The following is an 18,400-nucleotide window of genomic DNA, read 5'->3' as shown; positions in this document are numbered from 1 at the left end:
GTGAAGGCGGCGCTCGTCTTACGCGTCGGGGGCGCGCCGCGGCCGCTGCGCGCGGGCGGACGCGTACAGGCAGACGGCGGCGGCGGTGGCGAGGTTGAGGCTCTCCGCCTTGCCGTGGATGGGCACGCGGACGACGGCGTCGGCGAGCGCCCGGGTCTCCTCGGGGAGCCCCCAGGCCTCGTTGCCGAAGACCCAGGCGGTGGGGCCTCCCATGGTGCCCGCGTCCAGCTCGTCGTCCAGGTCGTCGGCGCCCGCGCCGTCGGCGGCGAGGATGCGCACCCCGGCGTCCCGCAGGCCCTGCACGGCCTGCTCGACGGGGACGCCGACGGCGACGGGCAGGTGGTAGAGCGAACCGACCGAGGCGCGTACGGACTTGGGGTTGTAGAGGTCGACCGAGGCGTCGGTCAGGATCACCGCGTCCGCGCCGGCGGCGTCCGCGCAGCGCAGTACCGTACCGGCGTTCCCGGGGTCGCGGACGTTGGCCAGAACGGCCACCAGGGTGGGCTTCGCGGCGAGGATCTCCTGGAACGGGGTGTCCAGGAAGCGGCAGACGCCGATGAGGCCCTGCGGGGTGACGGTCTGCGAGACATCGGCGAGGACGTCGTCGCCGGCCAGGTGCACCCGGGCGCCCGCCGTGTGGGCGGCCTCGACGATGTCGGCGTACCGGTCGGCGGCCTCGGGGGTGGCGAACAGCTCGATGAGGGTCGGCTCGCCGTCGCCGCCCCGGTGGGCGGCGGCCTCGCGGACGGCCTGGGGTCCCTCGGCGATGAACCTGCGCTCCTTGCCGCGGAAGTTGCGGCGGGCCAGCCGGCGGGCGGCGGCGACACGCGGGGAGCGCGGGGAGATCAGTTCGGGGGTGCCCATGGTCGGCGGCGAGCCTCTCTGCGTACGGCGGTGGGGTTCAGCGGCAACGCACCGGACCCGCAGACGGCGTCCGCCTGCGGGTCCGGTTCACGTACCTGGAAGGTGGCGCCTGGATCAGGCGGCCTTCGGGGCGTTGACGTCGCTCGGGAGGGCCTTCTGAGCGACCTCGACGAGGGCGGCGAACGCGTTGGCGTCGTTGACCGCGAGCTCGGCCAGGATCTTGCGGTCCACCTCGATGTTGGCGGCCTTCAGGCCCTGGATGAGGCGGTTGTACGTCATGCCGTTCTGGCGGGCAGCGGCGTTGATGCGCTGGATCCACAGCTGACGGAAGTCGCCCTTGCGCTTCTTGCGGTCGTTGTAGTTGTAGACCAGGGAGTGGGTGACCTGCTCCTTGGCCTTGCGGTACAGACGCGAGCGCTGACCGCGGTAGCCGCTGGCGGCCTCGAGGATCGCCCGGCGCTTCTTGTGGGCGTTGACTGCCCGCTTGACGCGTGCCACTTGTTAACTCCTTGTAGCGGGGCCGTGGGTGTCTTCACACGGCCCGGAAACGAATTGGTCCCGGTGTGATCGAGGTCGTGCCTCCGGGGCGAGCCGGAGGCCGAACCTCACTTGCCGAGAAGCTTCTTGATCTTCTTGGCGTCGGCCGGAGCCACGACGACCGTGCCGGTCAGCGAGCGGGTCTTCTTGGACGACTTGTGCTCGAGCAGGTGGCGCTTGCCGGCCCTCTCGCGGAGCACCTTGCCGGAGCCGGTGATCTTGAAGCGCTTGCTGGCACCGCTGTGCGTCTTGTTCTTCGGCATCGCGCCGTTCTCTCCTCGTCAGTGGCGCCCCTCACGGTGCGGGGCACCGGACTGCAGGGGCGTCAGATCTCTATGGGATTCCGGGATGACCCGGGGGCGCCTGGATGGCGGCCCCCGAAGGTCACGCCTCGGAAGGTGTCTCGGCCGGAGCCTCGGCCGCTGCGGCCGGAGCCTCAGCGGTCTCGTCCTCGGACGGTGCGTCGGTCGTGCCCTGACGCTCCGCCTTACGGGCGGCCTGGGCCTCGCGGGCCTCGGCCATGGCTTCGGTCTTCTTCTTGTGCGGGCCCAGAACCATGATCATGTTCCGGCCGTCCTGCTTCGGGTTGGACTCGATGAAGCCCAGGTCCTCCACGTCCGAAGCGAGACGCTGGAGCAGTCGGAAGCCCAGCTCCGGGCGGGACTGCTCACGACCACGGAACATGATCGTGATCTTGACCTTGTCGCCCTGCTTGAGGAACCGGACGACGTGACCCTTCTTGGTGTCATAGTCGTGCGGGTCGATCTTCGGCCGGAGCTTCATCTCCTTGATGACCGTGTGCGCCTGGTTCTTGCGCGCCTCACGGGCCTTCATGGCCGACTCGTACTTGAACTTCCCGTAGTCCATGAGCTTGCACACGGGCGGACGGGCTGTCGCCGCCACCTCGACCAGGTCGAGGTCATACTCCTGTGCGAGTTCCAGGGCCTTGGCAAGCGGAACAATCCCGACCTGCTCGCCACTGGGACCGACAAGTCGGACCTCGGGAACGCGAATCCGGTCGTTGATGCGGGGCTCGGCGCTGATGGATCCTCCTCGGTAGCACCACGCGACCGCCTGGCGGACAGCCGCGTAACGTCTTATAACGTCAAGACCAACCGAGCCGGAACGACAAAAATGCCCCGGACGGGACACAGGCGGGGCTCCATGAACTACCGGAGCACCGCCGCGGTCAACCGCGGGGCGCATCGGGCGGCTCCATCGTCCGTACGGAACGATGGGGACCGCCTGACCGGTGACCCGCCGTCCGATGCGGACGGCCAGGTGGGAGATCGGAGCCTCCACTTGTGGGCCGGGCACATAGGTGTCCGGCCGGTCGTTCCTCCAGACTACCGCACCTTCCGGGGCGCGCGCACCAGGAGGCCGGGGGCCGCCCGCGCGCGGGAAGGCGATGGCCTGGCCTTATCGTGTGGGTCATGAGTGACGCGACCCCCAGCAGTGAGAACCTCGGCTTCGACGACATGGCCCGCGACATCGCGGAGGTCCCCGCGGTCGAGGTGATCGTGACGGTCGCCGTCAACCTGATGAGCGCAGCCGCCGTGAAGCTCGGCCTCACGGAGGAGGGCGAGGACCACAAGGACCTCGACGAGGCCCGCAAGCTGGTCCACGCCCTGGCCGGACTGCTGGACGCGAGCACCACGGAGATCAGCACCTTCCACGCCTCGCCGCTGCGCGACGGCCTGAAGTCGCTCCAGCTCGCCTTCCGCGAGGCCTCGCTGGTGCCGGACGAGCCCGGCCAGGGCCCCGGCGAGAAGTACACCGGTCCCGTCTACGGCTGACGGATCCGTCGGTCCGCAACGGCGGCACGCACAGTCCGGACCCGCCCGGCCTCGGGTGCGCCCGCCGTGTGGCCCGCCCGGCCTCACGTCTCCGGTGTCCCGCTGCCCAGCCGGGGCAGCAGAATCCGGAAGCGGCACCCCTGCCCGGGCTCCGAGCGCAGTTCGACGCGGCCGCCGTGCGCGCTGACGAGTGCGTGGACGATGGCGAGGCCGAGTCCTGAGCCGCCGCCCGCTGTTCGGCTGCGCGAGTTGTCCGCGCGGTAGAAGCGTTCGAAGACCCGCTTCTGCTCATCGGCCGGCAGACCGGGGCCCGTGTCCTCGATCTCGATCACGGCGTGGCCGTCCAGCGAGCCGACGCCGACACGGATGCCGCTGCCGGGCGGGGTGTGGTTCACCGCGTTTCCGACCAGATTGCTGACCACCTGCCGCAGTCGCGCTTCGTCCGCCAGGGCGGGGGCCGAGGTGGCCTTGCCGGCGTCCGGGCCGGTCAGGGTGACGGACCGGGTGGGATCCATGGCGTGGATGTCGTGCAGGGCGTCGACCGCGAGGGTACGCAGGTCCATGGGCGCGAGTTCCAGCGGATACTGATCCGGCGCGGCGGCCCCCGGCCGGGCGAGGTACGTGGCCTCGTCGAGCCTCGCGAGCAGCAGCATGTCCTCGACGAGTCGGCCCAGGCGCTCGGACTCCCGGGCGATACGTTCCATCGTCTCGTCGACGTTCCGCCGGGTCGGCAGCGCGCCCATGCGGTAGAGGTCGGTGTATCCCTTGATGCCGACCAGAGGGGTGCGCATCTCGTGGCTGGCGTCGGCGACGAAGCGGCGCATGCGCGCCTCGGCCTCTTCCCTGGCCTGGAAGGCCGTCTCGATCTGGACGAGCATGCCGTTGAGCGATGTGGTGAGCCGGCCCGTCTCGGTTCGCGGCCCGGCCAGGGCCGGGACACGGCGGGAGAAGTCGCCGTGCGCGATGGCCGCCGCGGTCTCCTCGATACGGGCCAGCGGACGCAGGCCCGAGCGCACGGCCAGCCAGCCGACCGCCGTGAGGAGGCAGAGCAGGACACTGCCCACGGTGACGGATATCGTGCGGATCTCGCTCACCGTGTCGTCGACGTGGGAGAGGGACGCCGCCACGATCACGTTGTCGGGCCGGGAGCCACCGTCGGCCGGGGCACCGGTGACCGAGGTGTAGGGCACGGCCATGACCCGCCACCGCCCCGGCCCGTTCCGGGAGCCGACGGTGAACGGATCGCCCTTCCGCGCGTCGACGGCGTGGGCGTCGAGGTCGGGAAGGTCGGGCCCACTCCCCCGAGGAAGCTTCCGCGGTGGTGGTATCCGATCGAGGACCGTGCCCCGATCGTCCACGTAGACGACCACAGGGTTGCTGAACTGGCTCCACTGCGGGGGAACGCGCTCGGCGCCCTGTGAGGCTTCCAGCGCGGCGACGGGAAGCCGGGCACAGATCTGCGTGGTGACCTTGAGGCGGGAGTCGGCCTGCTCCATCAGGTACCCGCTCAGCGCGCCGCTCACGAAGAACGCGTTGGTCACCAGGCCGACGGCCAGCAGCGTCGCAGCCAGGAACAGCAGACGCGCGCGCAGAGAGTACCGGTTCACCGCCCGCCGGATCCGCGATGCCACGGTGCGCACCCTCACGTGCGCGGGCCGCGCATCACGTATCCGATTCCGTGGACGGTGTGGATGAGTTTCGGCCCGCCCTTTTCGATCTTGCGCCGTAGATAGCTGATGTAGGTGTCCACGATGCTGGGATCGCCGCCGAAGTCGTATCGCCATACGTGTTCGAGAATCTGCGACTTGGACACGGTGCTCCCGGGATTCGAGAGAAGGAAGTGCAGCAGCCGGAACTCGGTGGGCGAAAGGCGGACGGGCACGCCTCCTCGGGTGGTCTGATGCCCGTCCGGGTCGAGTTCGAGGTCGGCCATCTTCAAGGTCGCGTGGGGATTTCCCTTGGTCCTCCGCAGAATCGCCTGGATCCGGGCGATCAGCTCCTCGAGGTCGAACGGCTTGGTGACGTAGTCGTCTCCGCCCAGCAGGAGTCCGTTGACCTTGTCCCGGGTCGCTTCGCGGGCGGTGAGGAAGATGACGGGAACGGGACCCAGCCGGTCGGTCGTGGCCGCGTTCGGCTGCTCACGGAGGCGTCGGATCACTTCGAAGCCGTCCATGTCGGGGAGCATCACGTCGAGCAGGACCAGGTCCGGTGGGTGCTGCGCCGCCCTGTCCAGGGCCTGTTCGCCGGTGGCGGCCGTGTCCACGGTGAAGCCGGCGTAGCGCAGTGCGGTCGGCAGCAGCTCCCGGACGGTCTGCTCGTCGTCGACGACGAGCAGATTTCCGCCGGACGTCGGGGAGGGCGTGGTCATCGTCGGCATCCTGGACAGGGTCGGTCGCCTGGTGGCGCGTTCACGGGCTCTTGGCTGCGGCGGCCGCGGACGCGCGGTCCGCCGGCGCGGACGGGCTCGGGCCGGGGCGGCGCTTCACGACAGGAGCCGTGGCGGGTCGCCGCATGCGCAGTACGCGATGGAGACGGCTTCCAGCGTAGCCTGCGGCGGTGCCGAGCAGACTTCCGGTGAGACAGGCCAGGACCCAGTCCCCGCCGAGGTCGGCGGTGGCGCCGCCCAATCGCATGCCCATGATACCGACGCCGAATCCGCCGGAAGCCGTGGTGAGCCAGGACGCGAGGACCGTGCCCAGGGACGTGACGACGCCGATGCGCACCGCGATCCGCAGATGGTGGCCGAGGAGCGCGTCCGCGGCCTCACGCGGGGTGGGGCGAGGGGTGCGCGCGGTGGCGACATAGCCGCAGACGAGCAGTGTGGCCAGCAGCAGGGCCAGCCCGACGGCCCACACGGGGATCCCCGCGACGGCCACGTCCATCACGTTCCTGCCGCGGGGAGCCGACTCGGCTGCCGCCTCGGCCCGGCCCGCGAACATGCCCGCGAGGCCGCCGCTGCCCTGATCCCTCTCCATGGTCCCCTGCCAGGCGTAGCCCTGGCCTGCGGTGAGCAGGATGGTCAGGAGATTGGGCGCCAGGAGCAGCAGCCCACCGACGGCCTTGCCGGTCGCGCCCGGCAGATCGCGACCTCCCAGCGCCACGGCGGCCAGGGCTGCGGACAGCAGCAGCGGGACGAGGGCCAGCGTCAGATGGACGCCGACGACCGCGGAGGCCGCCGGGTTCCACCGGAGCCGGAGCGAGGACGCCGCGAGACCACGGGGCAGGGTGGTACGGCGGGCGACGACCCAGCCGATCAGCAGGACGACGGACGCCCAGGCCAGTCCCTGGGCGGCGACCGCTCCGGCGTCGACATCGACGGCGACGTCCTTCATCGCGTCGCTCAGTCCCCGCCCCCCGGCGCGACCGCCGCCCTTGCCCTCGCCGAGCCGCGAGGTGACGTACTCCGGCAACCGCAGCGTCCCGGACGCCCGGGAGGCGGCCACGGCGAACAGCGTCACCGCGGCGAGCGCCGCCCCTCCGCAGCGAGCGCCGAGCATGGGCCCGGTCGGCCTCACCCGTCGCCGGAGCGGCCGGAAGAAGAGCGCGGCGAGAACCACGGAGCCGACGAGCGTGAGCGACAGCGGCATGAGGTCCAGACCGCCGGTCACCTCCAGGCGTATACCACCGGAGCCTCCCCCGCCTCCGAGGAGACCACCCGGCCCGCCGCCGGCCGCTCCGTCGCCCACGGCCGGAGCGCCGCCCGCCGACGACAGCGTCAGCGAGCCGCCGACCGCCATGGCCAGGAGCAGCGGCACCAGCTGAGTCGGCGTGCCGATCGATTCGGCGTGCAGACTCCGCAGAGCCGCGTACCCCACGAGCGCCATCGCCAGGACGGCGACGACCACGGAACCCACGCCTTCCAGGAGGTGGCCGGCGACCGTTCCTGGGCGTTTCGGCATGGGTTCCGGGGAGGTGTTCTTCTTCGACAGGATGGGCATCAGGAGCGTTCTTTCTGTATTCGGCATTCGGCCGTCAGGAACGGGTGCCGTGCGCGAGCACGGAGCCTTCTTGGTGCTTCTCTTCGACCCGCAGGCCGTCCCCTTCGACATCCAGGTGGGGGAGGACGGCGTCGAGCCGGCGGGGAAGCCACCACGCCCGGTCGCCCATGAGTGCCAGTACGGCCGGAACAAGGGTCATCCGCACGATGAAGGCGTCGATGAACACCGCGACGGCCAGGCCGAAGCCGATGGTCTTAACCATCTGCTCGTCCGCCCCCATGAAGCCGGCGAACACGGCGATCATGATCAGGGCCGCGGCCGTCACCACACGGGCGCTGTGGCGGAATCCGGCGGTGATCGCTTCACGGGCCGTCCGCCCGCCGACGTACGCCTCGCGGACGCGGGTGACCAGGAACACCTCGTAGTCCATGGCGAGGCCGAAGACGATTCCGACCATGAAGATCGGCATCATCGACATCACCGGCCCCGGGTCGGTGACGCCCAGCAACGAGGAGAGCCAGCCCCACTGGAAGACCGCGACGACCGCGCCCAGCGAGGCGGCGACGGAGAGCAGGAAGCCCAGGGCGGCCTTCAGCGGCACGGCGAGAGAGCGGAAGACCAGGGTGAGCAGGAGAAAGGCGAGTCCGACGACGAGGGCGAGGTAGGGCAGGAGAGCGTCGTTCAGCTTCTGCGACACGTCGACGTTCATCGCCGTGCTGCCGGACACCATCAACCGGCCGCCGCCGTCGTTCATGACGTCGCCGCCCGCGGCGCGGATGGCGTGGACCGCGGCCTCTGTCCCGGCGCTTCCGGGACGTGCTGCGGGGATGACGGTGATCATGGCCGTGTCGCCGGCGTCGTCGAAGCGGGGCGGGCCGACGGTGGCGACTCCGTCGATGTCCTTCATGACGGTGGTGAGTTCGTCCACGGTCCGCTTCGGGTCGTCGCTTCCTCGCGCGTCGGCGACGGCGAGGAGCGGTCCGTTGAAGCCGGGGCCGAAGTTCTCCGAGATGAGGTCGTACGCCCTGCGCTGCGTGCCGGCCACCGACTGTGAGCCCTCATCGGGCAGCCCCAGTCGCATGGACGCCGCCGGGACGGCGAGCGTGCACAGCAGGGCCGCGCCGGCCACCAGCACGGCCACGGGGCGGCGGATCACGAACGACGCCCAGCGGCCGCCCATGTTCGATGCCCGCGGTGTGCCGGAGCCGTCCATGGGCTCGGGGTTCGCCGACTTGTTCCGCGTCCTCGGTGCCTTGATGCGGCCGCCGGCCACACCCAGGAGTGCGGGGACGAGAGTCAGCGCGACGAGTACGGCCAGCAGCACGGTCCCCGCCGCCGCGACGCCCATCTTCGTGAGCAGCGGGATGTCGACCACGGCCAGGCCCGCGAGCGCGATCACCACCGTCAGACCGGCGAAGACCACTGTCGAGCCCGCCGTACCGAGCGACCGTCCGGCCGCGTCCTCCGGCAGCCGCCCGTCGGCCAGCTCACCGCGGTAGCGCGACACGATGAACAGGGCGTAGTCGATGCCTACGGCCAGCCCCAGCATCGTGGCCAGCACGGACGTGGTGGAGTCCAGTGCGAACGTCGACGCCAGGGCGGTGATGGAGCACACGCCGATGCCGACGCCGATGAGCGCGGTGATCAGCGGCAGCCCGGCGGCGAGCAGCGACCCCAGGGTAATCAGCAGGACGACTGCGGCGACGGCGAGTCCGACGAGCTCGGCCGTGTGGGATCCCCGTTCTCCCTTGAGGGCGGTGCCCCCGGCCTCGACCGTCAGGCCCGAACGGGAGGCTTTCGCCATCGTGTCGGCGAGGGCCCGGCGGGTCTGCTCGGAGAGTTCCGTGCCGGAGACCTCGTAGGTCACCTGGGCGTACGCGGCCGACCGGTCGGCGCTGACGGTCCTGGCCTCGAACGGGTCGGTCACCTGGGCCACTTCGGGTCCGGCGGCGAGTTCGTCGACGGTGGTCGCGACCACGTCGCGCAGGTCCGGGTCGGTGATCCTGCCGCCTTCCGGCGCCTTGAAGACCACCCGTGCCGTGGCGCCGTCGGCCCGCTGCCCTTCGAACCGCTCGTCGATCAGGTCGTAGGCCCGCTGGGACTCGGTGCCGGGCATGGCGAAGGACGTGGGCCCGGCGGCGGGGGCCTGAGCCGCGGCCACACCGCCCAGCGTGAGCAGGCAGATCCACAGCAGGACCACGAGATAGCGGCGCCGGTGGGCGAACCGGCCGAGTCGGTGGAGAAGGGCTGCCACGTGTGGCTCCTGGGAAGGGTTCGATTTACGGGAGGCCACCGGGCGGACGACCTTGACGGGCAGTCGCACGGCACCCGCGCACAGGGGTCCGGTGAACGTCATGTCCGGGAAGGCGAACGTCACGTCCGCCGACGCCGTCGTCCGCCGGCGTGGCCGCACTCTCCCAACCGGACTTCGCCGCTTTCGGAGAGTTCCTGGGAATTTCCTGGGTATCCGGCCCGGCCGCTGTCAAGAAAGCGACCGGATTGCCCCGTTCTTCACCCGCCTGCGAGCCAGGGGATTCCCAGAGAACACACAGAAGGGGGCCACCGGAGATGAATGCGCGATCGTCGCGGTGGCCAAGCTGATACCGGCAACGGCAGTTCCTCGGAAACGGACAGGCGCCACGGCGCATGGCCGGCCCCGTCGAGCTGCCTCACCGCTTCATGCTCTCGCCCTGTCTTCCCAACTTCCGGGCAGCACCGACTCCGTGTCCCGCCCGGCACAAGGAGCCAACCGTGCCAAAGCCTGAACAGAACCTGTCGCGCCGAGCCTTCGGAGGTGCGGTCGGAGCAGGGGCCGCCGCCGCTGTGGTGGGTCCGCCCGCCTCGGTGGCCCACGCGGCGCCGACCGCGTCCGGGGCCACCGCGGAGCGGCCCTTCCGGGCCGCCACGGGCCGAAGGGCCAAGAGGCCGAACCTGCTCTGCATACTCGCCGACGATCTCGGCTGGGCCGATCTCGCCTGCTACGGCTCGCCGCACATCAAGACCCCCCACCTCGACCGGCTCGCCTCGCAGGGCGTGCGGTTCACCGACGGCTACGCGGGGTCCTCGACCTGCTCGCCCACCAGGCTCAGCCTCTACACCGGCCGCTATCCGGGGCGTACGGAGGCCGGGTTGGAGGAGCCCATCGTGGAGAGGTCCGCCGTCGGTCTCGAACCCTCCCATTCCACGCTGGCCTCACTCCTGGGCCGAGCCGGGTACAGGGCGGCGATGATCGGAAAGTGGCACTGCGGCTTCCTGCCGGACCACTCCCCCACCCGGTCGGGCTGGGACGAGTTCTTCGGGAACTTCGGCGGCGCCCTGGAGTACTACTCGAAGCTCACCAGCGACAGGGTCTACGACCTGTACGAGGGCGAGACGCCCTACAAGGACCTGCGCTACTACACACGGGTCCTCACCGAGCGGGCGGGCGAGTTCATCGCCCGCGACCACGACAGGCCGTGGCTGCTCAACCTCAACTTCACCACCCCGCACTGGCCCTGGATCGCCGAGGGCGACACGGAGGAGGCCGAGCGGCTGGAGCGGCTCGTCCTCGGACTACCGCTCGAACAGGCCCAACTCGCCCTCGCGCATCTGGACGGCGGGTCCCTGGCCACGTACCGGGCGATGGTCGAGAACCTCGACCGCTCCGTCGGCGAGGTCATGCGGGCCCTGAAACGCTCGGGGCAGGAACGCGACACCCTCGTCGTCTTCTCCAGCGACAACGGCGGGGAGCGCTACTCCAACAGCTGGCCGCTGACCGGAGGCAAGTACGCGCTACTCGAAGGCGGAATCCGGGTACCGGCCATCCTGCGGTGGCCCGCCCGTGTCGACGGTCACCAGGTCAGCCGCGTACCCGTGTTCACCCCGGACTGGACCGCCACCTTCCTCGACGTCGCCGGAGCCCGCCCCGACCCGGCCACCCCGCTGGACGGCATGAGCCTCACCGGATACCTGCTGCGCGGCGAGAAGGCACCCGAACGGGACCTCTTCTGGCGCACCCGCGAGGAGCGGGCCCTGCGCCGCGGCAAGTGGAAGTACCACCGCGCTGCCAAGGCCAGGTTCCCGCACAAGGACGACAAGGACTCGCTCTACGACATGGAGCAGGACCAGCGGGAGTGTGCCGACCGGTCGGCACACGAACCGCGACTGGTGGCCGAGCTGAGGACAGCCTGGGAAGGGATCGACGCCGGCCTGCTGCCCTATCCGGCATAGAGGTGAGGGAGTCGGCGCCATGCGCGTCGCGCGGCCGCCACCTGGTGGCCCCTGCCCGAACGGCGCCTCGGGCCGCCTCACCCGCACCGCCCTCAAGCACTCATGAACCGGCCCCACCGACCCCACCACCCTCAAGCGCTCATGAACCGGGAACCGTCACCGCCCATGCCCCACGACCGCACCCCACCCGAGCACACCGCTCCGGAGGCCGTTGCTCCGGAAACCTCCGCCCAGGAGGCCGCCAGATCCGAAGCCGCCCCACAGACCCCCGCGTCCGGCCGCCGAACCCGTCGTTCCCGACTGCGCCGACGTCTGGTCGTCGGTCTCGTGAGCGTCCTCGCCCTCGCCCTCTGCGCCACCGCCGGACTGCTCTGGCTCGCCGCGGGCAGGCTCGTCCGCCCCATGGACGACACCCCGCTCAACACCTACATCGTCGCCTCCGCACCGGGCGAAGTGACCCTCCCCGCCACCGCCGACAGCCGCTGCACCGGCGTATTCGGGCTGATCTGGCAGGACGAGGAGACCGACCTGCGCCACCACGGCACCCTGGGCCCCGTCCTCTCCTCCGACGACGACACCGTCACCCGCGAACTCACCTCCGAAGCCTCGCCCGCCCCGGGCGCCGAAGCGAAGGTCATCGTCACCGTCTGGAACTCCGATCCGGAGCAAGCCCTCGGCCTCGCCCACCAGGAGGTCACCTATCCCGGCGAACTCGGCCCGATGCCCGCCTGGTTCCTCCCCGGCTCCGGCACCACCTGGGTCATCCAGGTCCACGGCCTCGGCGCCGGACGCGCCGCGGGACTGCGCACCATGCCCCAACTGCACGACCTCGGCCACCCTGTTCTCGACATCACCTACCGCAACGATCCCGGCGCACCGCGGGACGGCAGCAACACCCGCCACTTCGGCGACACCGAATGGCGCGACCTCGACGCCGCCGTCCGCTACGCCCGCGCCCAAGGGGCCACCGGCGTCGTGCTGCTCGGCCACTCCATGGGCGGCGGCATCGTCGAGACCTACCTCCAACGCGCAGAAGACACCAGCGCCGTACGCGCCGTCGTCCTCGACTCGCCCGCCCTCGACTACCGCGCGACCTTCGACACCATCGCCGACGGTCTCGGTCTCCCCGCTCCCGTCGCCGCTCTCCAGGCCGGGATCGTCGGGCTGCGCTCCGGCGTCGACTTCGACGATGTCGACGCCCTGGCCGCCAACCGGCGCGGCGGCGGGCCGGAACAGCCCGTCCTGCTCTTCCACGGCACCGGAGACACCGTCGTGCCGTACGCCAGCAGCGCCGAGTTCGCCCATGACTGGCCCGACAAGGTCGAACTCGTCACCGTGGAAGGGGCGAGCCACACCGGCGCCTGGAATGCCGACCCCCGCGCCTACGCCGAGGAACTAGCCGCCTTCCTCGCACTGCACACCTGACGGCGCGCCCAAGCGCCCGTGCAACCGGCCGACGTCGGAACCGTCGCCCTCCCCCGTACGCGAAGGAGCCCGCCGTCCCCCCGTGGGGCGGCGGGCTCCCGCGTGTGCGGCTCCTCAGGCGGCGTCCTCCGTCTCTTCGGGCAGCACGTTGGGGAAGGGGTGGGTGAGCCGGTGGGCGTAGGCGGCGATCACTCCGCCGACCAGGGGTGCGACGAGGAACAGCCAGAGCTGGGAGAGGGCCGCGCCGCCCGCGAAGAGCGCCGGGCCGAGGCTGCGCGCCGGGTTGACCGAGGTGCCGGTCAGCGGGATGCCCACCAGGTGGATCGCGGCGAGCGCCAGGCCGATGGGCAGTCCGTCGAAGCCGGTGACCGCCACTTTGTGGGTCACCGCGAGGACGACGTAGACGAGCAGGAAGGTGAGCACCACCTCGGCGAGGAACGCGCCGCCGATGTTGATGCCGACGGCCGACCGGTCGTCGTAGCCGTTGGTGCCGAACTCGCCACTGGTCTCAAGGCCAGGGATCTGCTTGGCCAGCAGGAACAGCAGGGCCGCGCCGACGATCGCGCCGAGGATCTGGGCCACCCAGCGCTCGACGGCCGTACGGAGGTCGATCCGGCCGGCCATCAGCATGCCCAGCGTCACCGCGGGGTTGACGTGACAGCCGGAGATCGGGCCGAGCGCGTAGGCGAGCGCGAGCAGGGTGAAGCCGAAGGTGAGGGCGATGCCCACCGTGCCGAGGTATTCGACGGCGACCACCGCGGACCCTACGGCGAAGAACACCAGCAGCAGGGTGCCGAGGAACTCTGACGCCACGATCCGCGTCTTCATGCAACCACCTCGCGAGCTTGGTCGGTCGGCCGGATTTCTCCGGATTCCCGATCATTCTCACGGCGGTGGGCGCTTCGCGCTCGTCGGGCCGGGGCGGGCCCGACAGCCCCGCCGCGTCAGCGCGCGAAGAGGGGCTCTCCCGGAGTGGCCGTGCCGGCGGGGAGAAGGGCCAGGTCCAGGCCGTTCACCAGTCGGGCCCGCAGCACCTCGCTGACCGAGAGCGCACCGGCGATGCGGCGGGCCGCCTCGGCGGGCACCGCGTCCGGGGCGAGGACCAGCGCGAGGGTGCCGTCCGCGCTGCCGGGCCCGAGGTGGGCGCGGACCACGGCGGGGTCGGCGGCCACGGTCTCCCGTACGGCCTCGATGACGGCGGGGTCCTGGAGCGGGTCGGTGGAGGTGCGGTTCTCGGCAAGGGCAAGGAGCGCCTGCCCGCTCAGCTCGAAGGCGACGGGCCCGGCGAGGTCCAGCACGACGGTGTCGGCCTTCTCGTGGGCGGCGGCCTGGAGCGCCTGGTGCAGCGGTACGGCGACGGGGCGCGCCTCCGGGTCCCAGAGCGCCAGCGAGGCGGTGGAGGTGAAGGCGGGCAGCGCGCGCCGGTCGCCGGCCCGGAGGGTGGGCACGGCCATGTCGCTGGTCTTCTCGCGCCGGAGCCCCTTCTCGTCCTCCTCGACCTCGCCGAGGACGGCGACGACGGGGACCAGGAGCCGGGCGCCCTGGAGTGCCGCGAGGACCGGGCCGACGGCGCTCCGGTCCCGGGACCAGGCGTCCAGGGCCCTGGTCAGGGCGGGGGACGCCGAGCCGTCGTCGTCGGAGAAACCGGGGTCCGGAATGTTCTTGAGCTCCACGGGACGAGGGTAGTGCCTGGCCCCTCGCGGCTCGCCCGCAGGTGGCGAGCGGGGGCGGGGGCTCAGCTCTCGGTCGCCCCGGTCAGTAGGGCGCGCGCCTCGTCGCGGGCGTGGGCGACGGGGTCGGGGAAGACCTTCAGGCCGTGGGCGGCGAGGGCTCCTTCGTGCAGCAGCATCAGCGTCCGGCCCAGCCGGTCGGCCGCGTCGGCGCCGAGGCCGTCGAGCCCCTGGGCGAGCCGGGTGAACAGGTCCAGCATCCACCGCTTCTGGCCGGTGATGACCGCGTGCGCCGGGTGGGACGGGTCGCTGATCTCCGCATGGGCGTTGATCATGCTGCAGCCCTTGGAGCCGTTGTCCGCCATCCAGGCGCGCGAGGCGTCGAAGACGGCCAGGACGCGCGCCTTCGGCTCGGGCGGTGCGGCGTCGAGGCGCTCGGCGAGCAGGACACGCCAGCGTTCGTCGCGGCCGGCGAGGTACTCCACGACGATCTGCTCCTTGGAGCCGAAGCGGTCGTAGAGCGTCTTCTTGGTCACCCCGGCCTCGGCGGCGATCAGGTCCACCCCGACGGCGTGGATGCCCCGCTCGTAGAACAGCCGCTCGGCGGCCGCCAGGGCCCGTCGCGCGGCAGGCGTCATGGTGATCCGTCGCAGCTCGTTCGAAGTACCGGCATCCATGCCACCGAGTATACCGATCTGTATAGTCGAGGGCAGGTATACCGATCTGTATAGCGAGGTGCGTGCATCATGAACGTCCTGCTTCCGGTCGCCTTCGTGCTGTGCTGGAGTTCCGGGTTCATCGGGGCGAAGCTCGGCGCCGGCAACGCGTCCGCGCTCACGATCCTGATGTGGCGGTTCCTGCCGCTGACGGTCGTCCTGGTCGCGGTCGCGGTGACCGTGGCACGGGCCTCCTGGCGGGGCCTGGGCGTACGGGACGTGGCCCGGCAGGCCGTGATCGGCGCGCTGTCGCAGAGCGGCTATCTGCTGACCGTCTACTACGCGATCCAGCTCGGGGTCTCCACGGGCACCACGGCCCTGATCGACGGGGTCCAGCCCCTGGTGGCGGGGGCGCTGGCCGGACCGCTGCTGCGCCAGTACGTCACCGCCCGGCAGTGGCTCGGCCTGTGCCTGGGGGTGAGCGGGGTCGCCGTGGTCACGCTGGCCGACGCCTCGGCCGCCGCCGGGGTGGCCTGGTGGGCCTACGCCCTGCCGTTCGTCGGCATGCTGGCGCTGGTGGCCGCCACCTTCCTGGAAAGCCGTTCCGCCACCCGGGTGGCCCCTTCGGTGTCGCTGACCGTCCACTGCGCCGCCAGCACCGTGATCTTCACCGCGCTCGCCGTCGGCACCGGGACCGCGCTGCCGCCCGCCGAGCTCGCGTTCTGGGGCGCGGTCGGCTGGCTGGTGGTGCTGTCCACCTTCGGCGGGTACGGGCTGTACTGGCTGATCCTGCGGCGCTCGGGCGTCACCGCGGTCAACACGCTCATGTTCCTGATGGCCCCGGTCACGGCGGTCTGGGGCGCTCTGATGTTCGGGGAGCCGTTCGGGCCGCGGACCGCGCTCGGGCTGGCCCTCGGCCTGGTGGCGGTGGCCGTGGTGTACCGGGGGGCCGCACCGGGTGGTGACGGACCCGCCGGGGAGCCGGAACCGGAGCCGGGCGCGCGCGACCGGGCGGAAGCCCTGCCCGGGGCGGGGCGGTGAGGCCGCGGTCCGGGCAGGGCTCAGCGGCGGCCGGAGGCGTTCCGGCCGCGCCACAGGACGACGGCGGCCGCCAGCAGCACCGCGCCGAGGCCGCCGGCGAGCGGAGCCGCCCAGTTGACCGTTCCGTCGGCGGCCGGGGCCGGGTCCGGGCCGTCGCCGAAGTACCGCCCGCGGTGTCCGGCCGGGGCGGCCTTGGCGTCCAGGTCCCCCACGTCGGCCGGGCGCAGCCGGGAGCCCGCCTCGATGGCCTCCGCCGGGTCGACGATGCCGTAGCCGCGGGCGTCGTCGCGGCCCTGGGCGGGGGCGTCGCGGGCGGTGTCGGCGAGCAGCTTCTTGATCTGGGCCGGGCCGAGACCGGGGTGGGCGGCACGGACCAGGGCGACCGCGCCGGAGACGAACGCGGCGGCGGCCGAGGTGCCCCACTCGATGTAGTAGTGCCCGTCCGGGTTGGCGACCACGATGTCGACGCCGGGGGCGCTGACGGTGGCGTACCAGCGGCGGGTGGAGAACGAGGCGTGGGTGCCGTACTCGTCGACGGCGGCGACCGCGATCACTCCGGGGTACGCGGCGGGGTAGGAGATCCGGTCCCCCTTCTCGCCGCCGTTGCCCGCCGATGCGACCACCGGGATGCCCTTGGACAGGGCGTACTGGATGGCCGCGTCCTCGCCGGGGTCGGGGTGGGCGGACTTGCTGTCGTCGCCCAGGGAGAGGTTGATGACGTCCGCGCCGTTGTCGGCGGCCCAGCGGATGCCGTCGGCGAGGGCGGTGCCGCGCGACTTGCGGGCCTTGGCGCGGGCCGGGTCCTTGGACTCCAGGATCACCCGGACCGGCAGGATCCGGGCCTCGGGGGCGATGCCGAGGATGCCGTCGGCGCGCCCGGGGCCGTTGCCGCGTCCGGCGATGATGCCGGCCATCGCGGTGCCGTGCAGGGCCCAGGAGGAGTCGCCCCGGGCCGCGCCGAAGCCCACGAGGTCCTTGCCGGGGAGCACCTGGCCCGTCAGGTCGGGGTGGGCGTCGTCGACCCCGGTGTCCAGCACGGCGACGGTGACGCCCTGCCCCCGGGTGGTCTGCCAGGCCCGGTCCGTGTGCAGGGCCTTCAGAGCCCACTGCTGGTCGCGGATGGCGTCCGCGTGGGCGGGCGCGACGGGGGTGAGGGCGAGGACGGCGGCGGCGCAGACCGCGGCGAGGACGCGGTGGGGTCGTCGGGTCATCCGGGCTGCTCCGTGAGTTCGGCGACGGTCGTGCGCAGTCCGCGCTCCACCCGGTCCGCGATGCCCTTCGCCTCGTGGCCGAGCCCGGCCTGGGCGATGTCCGTCGCCGCGCCCGGTGCCATGGCGTCGGGCGCGGGCTGCGGTTCGGCGACGGGGCGGCCGTCCGCGAAGCCGGAGACGGCGAGGACGACGACCGGGATCTCCGTGAGCGGGTTGACCGTCCAGCTGGCGCGCTGCTTGTCGCCGAAGGAGGCCGCGGGGGTGCCCTCGGGGGCGTACGTCCGCGGCATGAGGTCCTTGCGCGCGCCGAGCTTCTGCTCGGTGAACCGGGTGCGCAGGGCCTCCATGCCCGGCGCGTCGGCCTCGGTGAAGACCAGGCCGACGGTGGTGACGGCGGAGCGGGTGGCGTCGGTGTAGGTGGCGCGCACCAGCCGTTCGCAGCCGACGGACCGGAGCGTGGTCAGGAGCAGCGGGTCGAGTCCGTCGGTGCAGGTGCTGTCGGCGGCGACGGCGAGCCGGGTCCAGGTGCGGTGGGTGGAGCCGGGGCCCGCGCCCTTGCCCTGGAGGGTGCGCGGGAACAGCGTGTCGACGGGGACGCTGTGCCAGGCGTCGCGGGCGGTGGTGTACGGGTTCCGGGTGGTCTCGGCCGAGGAGTCGCCGGTCAGCCAGGCTCCGGTGGCCGCCCCGCCGATCAGCCCGAGCCCGAGCACGACGCAGGCGGCGGCCGCGACGGTACGCCACCGCTGCCGGGGCCGGACCGGCCGCAGCCGGGTGGTGGTCTCGGCGGGGGTCTCCGGGTAGCCGTAGCGGACCGGCACCGGGTAGCCGCCGGGGGGCGGCGGAACGGCTCCCGGCGCGGGCGTCAGGTCGACGGCCCCGACGGGCCTGCGCCGGGGGACGGGAGGCGGGCCGGAGGGCGCCGGACTCGCGGAGGGCGGGGCCGGGGCCGGGGGGCTTGCGGGGCTTGCGGGGCTTGCGGGGCTTGCGGGGCTTGCGGGGCTTGCGGGGCTTGCGGGGCTTGCGGGGCTTGCGGGGCTTGCGGGGCTTGCGGGG

At 72.2% G+C, this 18,400-nt stretch carries 17 protein-coding genes; 4 read left to right on the top strand and 13 right to left on the bottom strand.

The genetic code is table 11. The annotated features are described in order from the left end of the window. Positions 1-18: 18 nt before the first annotated feature. The 4 genes from G3I54_RS10365 to infC form a co-directional block, all read right to left on the bottom strand. Positions 19-864, bottom strand: coding sequence for an RNA methyltransferase (locus G3I54_RS10365; RefSeq protein ID WP_164613335.1), 846 nt, complete (start codon positions 862-864; stop codon positions 19-21). Positions 865-978: 114 nt separating this feature from the next. Further along, a complete protein-coding gene (gene rplT, locus G3I54_RS10360) occupies positions 979-1,362 on the bottom strand; it encodes a 50S ribosomal protein L20 (protein ID WP_003970214.1) in 384 nt (127 codons plus the stop codon). A 107-nt stretch (positions 1,363-1,469) separates the two neighbouring features. Next, positions 1,470-1,664: a 50S ribosomal protein L35 gene (rpmI, locus tag G3I54_RS10355; RefSeq protein ID WP_003970213.1), complete on the bottom strand. Its 195-nt coding sequence runs from the start codon at positions 1,662-1,664 to the stop codon at positions 1,470-1,472. A 121-nt stretch (positions 1,665-1,785) separates the two neighbouring features. Continuing rightward, positions 1,786-2,502, bottom strand: coding sequence for a translation initiation factor IF-3 (infC, locus tag G3I54_RS10350; protein WP_103507614.1), 717 nt, complete (start codon positions 2,500-2,502; stop codon positions 1,786-1,788). Positions 2,503-2,834: 332 nt separating this feature from the next. On the opposite strand from infC, the gene G3I54_RS10345 reads away from it, so the two are divergent. Beyond that, the gene (locus G3I54_RS10345) at positions 2,835-3,197 is read left to right on the top strand and encodes a DUF1844 domain-containing protein (protein ID WP_164613333.1); all 363 of its coding nucleotides are present in this window, start codon (positions 2,835-2,837) and stop codon (positions 3,195-3,197) included. A gap of 83 nt (positions 3,198-3,280) precedes the next feature. Here G3I54_RS10345 and G3I54_RS10340 read toward each other — a convergent pair whose 3' ends face one another. The 4 genes from G3I54_RS10340 to G3I54_RS10325 are packed head-to-tail and all read right to left on the bottom strand — an operon-like array spanning position 3,281 to position 9,389. Continuing rightward, positions 3,281-4,828 carry a HAMP domain-containing sensor histidine kinase gene (locus G3I54_RS10340; protein WP_343240305.1) on the bottom strand — a complete coding sequence of 516 codons (1,548 nt, stop codon included), beginning with the start codon at positions 4,826-4,828 and terminating at the stop codon, positions 3,281-3,283. Positions 4,829-4,839: 11 nt separating this feature from the next. Next, positions 4,840-5,574 carry a response regulator transcription factor gene (locus G3I54_RS10335; RefSeq protein WP_203685892.1) on the bottom strand — a complete coding sequence of 245 codons (735 nt, stop codon included), beginning with the start codon at positions 5,572-5,574 and terminating at the stop codon, positions 4,840-4,842. Positions 5,575-5,605: 31 nt separating this feature from the next. Beyond that, a complete protein-coding gene (locus G3I54_RS10330) occupies positions 5,606-7,135 on the bottom strand; it encodes a streptophobe family protein (protein WP_164613326.1) in 1,530 nt (509 codons plus the stop codon). A gap of 34 nt (positions 7,136-7,169) precedes the next feature. Then, on the bottom strand, positions 7,170-9,389 hold the full coding sequence (locus G3I54_RS10325) for an MMPL family transporter (RefSeq protein ID WP_164613324.1): 2,220 nt from the start codon (positions 9,387-9,389) through the stop codon (positions 7,170-7,172). 497 nt (positions 9,390-9,886) lie between these two features. Between G3I54_RS10325 and G3I54_RS10320 the strand changes: the two genes are divergently transcribed. Further along, complete coding sequence (locus G3I54_RS10320) at positions 9,887-11,344, top strand: sulfatase-like hydrolase/transferase (protein ID WP_343240304.1); 1,458 nt, start codon at positions 9,887-9,889, stop codon at positions 11,342-11,344. A gap of 327 nt (positions 11,345-11,671) precedes the next feature. Next, on the top strand, positions 11,672-12,769 hold the full coding sequence (locus tag G3I54_RS40130) for an alpha/beta fold hydrolase (RefSeq protein WP_164613322.1): 1,098 nt from the start codon (positions 11,672-11,674) through the stop codon (positions 12,767-12,769). Between the two features lie 114 nt (positions 12,770-12,883). On the opposite strand, the gene G3I54_RS10310 is transcribed toward G3I54_RS40130, so the two are convergent. The 3 genes from G3I54_RS10310 to G3I54_RS10300 all read right to left on the bottom strand — a co-directional run bounded on the left by G3I54_RS10310 (position 12,884) and on the right by G3I54_RS10300 (position 15,116). Continuing rightward, a complete protein-coding gene (locus G3I54_RS10310) occupies positions 12,884-13,597 on the bottom strand; it encodes an MIP family channel protein (RefSeq protein WP_164613320.1) in 714 nt (237 codons plus the stop codon). A 116-nt stretch (positions 13,598-13,713) separates the two neighbouring features. Next, positions 13,714-14,442, bottom strand: a complete 729-nt coding sequence (locus G3I54_RS10305; protein ID WP_164613318.1) for an SseB family protein — start codon at positions 14,440-14,442, stop codon at positions 13,714-13,716. Between the two features lie 62 nt (positions 14,443-14,504). Then, a complete protein-coding gene (locus tag G3I54_RS10300; protein WP_239144320.1) occupies positions 14,505-15,116 on the bottom strand; it encodes a TetR/AcrR family transcriptional regulator in 612 nt (203 codons plus the stop codon). A 69-nt stretch (positions 15,117-15,185) separates the two neighbouring features. On the opposite strand from G3I54_RS10300, the gene G3I54_RS10295 reads away from it, so the two are divergent. Then, positions 15,186-16,136, top strand: a complete 951-nt coding sequence (locus G3I54_RS10295) for a DMT family transporter (RefSeq protein WP_164613316.1) — start codon at positions 15,186-15,188, stop codon at positions 16,134-16,136. Between the two features lie 20 nt (positions 16,137-16,156). On the opposite strand, the gene mycP is transcribed toward G3I54_RS10295, so the two are convergent. Both mycP and G3I54_RS10285 read right to left on the bottom strand, forming a co-directional pair. Then, positions 16,157-17,347, bottom strand: coding sequence for a type VII secretion-associated serine protease mycosin (gene mycP, locus G3I54_RS10290; RefSeq protein ID WP_164613314.1), 1,191 nt, complete (start codon positions 17,345-17,347; stop codon positions 16,157-16,159). Beyond that, entirely contained in the window at positions 17,344-18,213 is an 870-nt protein-coding gene (locus tag G3I54_RS10285) for a hypothetical protein (RefSeq protein ID WP_164613422.1), read from the bottom strand. The genes mycP and G3I54_RS10285 overlap by 4 nt, the downstream gene beginning before the upstream one ends. Between the last annotated feature and the right edge of the window lie 187 nt (positions 18,214-18,400).

This window comes from Streptomyces sp. SID14515 (genome assembly GCF_010548505.1).
GTDB lineage: Bacteria > Actinomycetota > Actinomycetes > Streptomycetales > Streptomycetaceae > Streptomyces > Streptomyces caviscabies.
Note: the sequence above shows the minus strand (reverse complement) of the source record. Positions and strands in the feature narration are given on the sequence as shown.

Excerpts from the sequence above, each read along its gene's own strand:
- G3I54_RS10300 (WP_239144320.1), bottom strand. The coding sequence starts at position 15,116 with ATGGATGCCGGTACTTCGAACGAGCTGCGACGGATCACCATGACGCCT.
- mycP (WP_164613314.1), bottom strand. The coding sequence starts at position 17,347 with ATGACCCGACGACCCCACCGCGTCCTCGCCGCGGTCTGCGCCGCCGCC.
- G3I54_RS10330 (WP_164613326.1), bottom strand. The coding sequence starts at position 7,135 with ATGCCCATCCTGTCGAAGAAGAACACCTCCCCGGAACCCATGCCGAAA.
- G3I54_RS10345 (WP_164613333.1), top strand. The coding sequence starts at position 2,835 with ATGAGTGACGCGACCCCCAGCAGTGAGAACCTCGGCTTCGACGACATG.
- G3I54_RS10295 (WP_164613316.1), top strand. The coding sequence starts at position 15,186 with ATGAACGTCCTGCTTCCGGTCGCCTTCGTGCTGTGCTGGAGTTCCGGG.
- rpmI (WP_003970213.1), bottom strand. The coding sequence starts at position 1,664 with ATGCCGAAGAACAAGACGCACAGCGGTGCCAGCAAGCGCTTCAAGATC.
- G3I54_RS10310 (WP_164613320.1), bottom strand. The coding sequence starts at position 13,597 with ATGAAGACGCGGATCGTGGCGTCAGAGTTCCTCGGCACCCTGCTGCTG.
- G3I54_RS10365 (WP_164613335.1), bottom strand. The coding sequence starts at position 864 with ATGGGCACCCCCGAACTGATCTCCCCGCGCTCCCCGCGTGTCGCCGCC.
- G3I54_RS10335 (WP_203685892.1), bottom strand. The coding sequence starts at position 5,574 with ATGCCGACGATGACCACGCCCTCCCCGACGTCCGGCGGAAATCTGCTC.